Here is a 1076-nt window from a genome sequence, read left to right as displayed (position 1 = left end):
TCCTGGGCAAGCTGCGCGACAGGGGTGCCATCGACATCGACCACCAACGCCTGGAAATCATCGACGAGCAGATGCTCCAGGATGTCCTGCTGGGCGATGAGTAATATCCCTCTCATCAGATGGCAGATGGCCAGCTCCCGCCCCCCGTCGTTATTCGCGATATCCTCGAAGTCGATCATGTCCTGGTATCACGGGTCGACAGTACCGGCACCCAGGCCTGCACCCTGGCGTTATGGTCACGGGGTCACCTGCTCGGCAACATCGACTACCCCCTGGAGGGGACTCCCTGTGAGCGGATCGTCTGGCAGGAGACCTGTCATTTCTCCAGGCAGGTCTGCCAACGGTTTCCGCAAGATCCGATTCTCGTGGAGCTCGCTGTCGAAGCCTATATGGCGAGGCGCGAGGCCGAACAGCAAAGCCGTGCGCAACTGCTTAGGACCAACCGCGCCCTGACACTGCTCAGTCGATGCAACGAGGCATTGATCCTTGCCGAGGATGAACAGACCGTGCTCGACGCCATCTGCACAATGGCGGTGGAGATCGAGGGCTACCGCATGGCCTGGGTCGGCTTCGCTCAACAGGATGCCGATCGACGCATCCTGCTCGGATCCGGCACCTGGCCTTTAGAGATTCCAATACCGAGCTGCCCAATCGCACGGACTTCATGCACCGGCTCGAGGAGACGCTGTCACGCCACGATACGCCTAGACTGGCCCTGCTGTTCCTCGACCTCGACGTCAGCATCGGGATCGCCCTCTACCCGGATGATGCCAGTAACCCCCGGGAACTACTCAAGCATACCGATATCGCCATGTATGAAGCCAAGCGGAGCGGTCGGGGATATCGCCTCTTCGACGCCTGGATGGGCGCCACCCTGGTATCTCGTCTGGCCATGACGCGGCGGCTGTCCGGGGCCATCGAGCAGGAAGGCCTCACCCGCCATTGGCTGACGTGAACCATCGTGAGGAGGAGAGTCCGACTCCCCGCACTCAACGGCAGAATGGCCAGACCTGGTAGAAGCGATCGCAGCGGAACTCGGCTTCACAGGCAGCGAGCTGGGACTGGTAGCGAGCGGC

2 protein-coding genes are annotated in these 1076 nt (G+C 61.5%); one reads left to right on the top strand and one right to left on the bottom strand.

Going from position 1 to position 1076, the window contains the following annotated elements; all coding sequences use genetic code 11:
* Nucleotides 1-236: 236 nt before the first annotated feature.
* A complete protein-coding gene (locus ACESMD_RS08715; protein WP_372612275.1) occupies nt 237-578 on the bottom strand; it encodes a hypothetical protein in 342 nt (113 codons plus the stop codon).
* 86 nt (nt 579-664) lie between these two features.
* Here ACESMD_RS08715 and ACESMD_RS08710 point away from each other — a divergent pair, with 86 nt between their 5' ends.
* Nucleotides 665-955: a diguanylate cyclase domain-containing protein gene (locus ACESMD_RS08710; RefSeq protein WP_372612273.1), complete on the top strand. Its 291-nt coding sequence runs from the start codon at nt 665-667 to the stop codon at nt 953-955.
* Nucleotides 956-1076: the final 121 nt, after the last annotated feature.

Source organism: Halomonas sp., from assembly GCF_041689495.1.
GTDB lineage: Bacteria > Pseudomonadota > Gammaproteobacteria > Pseudomonadales > Halomonadaceae > Halomonas.
The sequence above is the reverse complement of the archived record's forward strand: the minus strand, read 5'-3'. Positions and strand labels throughout refer to the sequence as shown.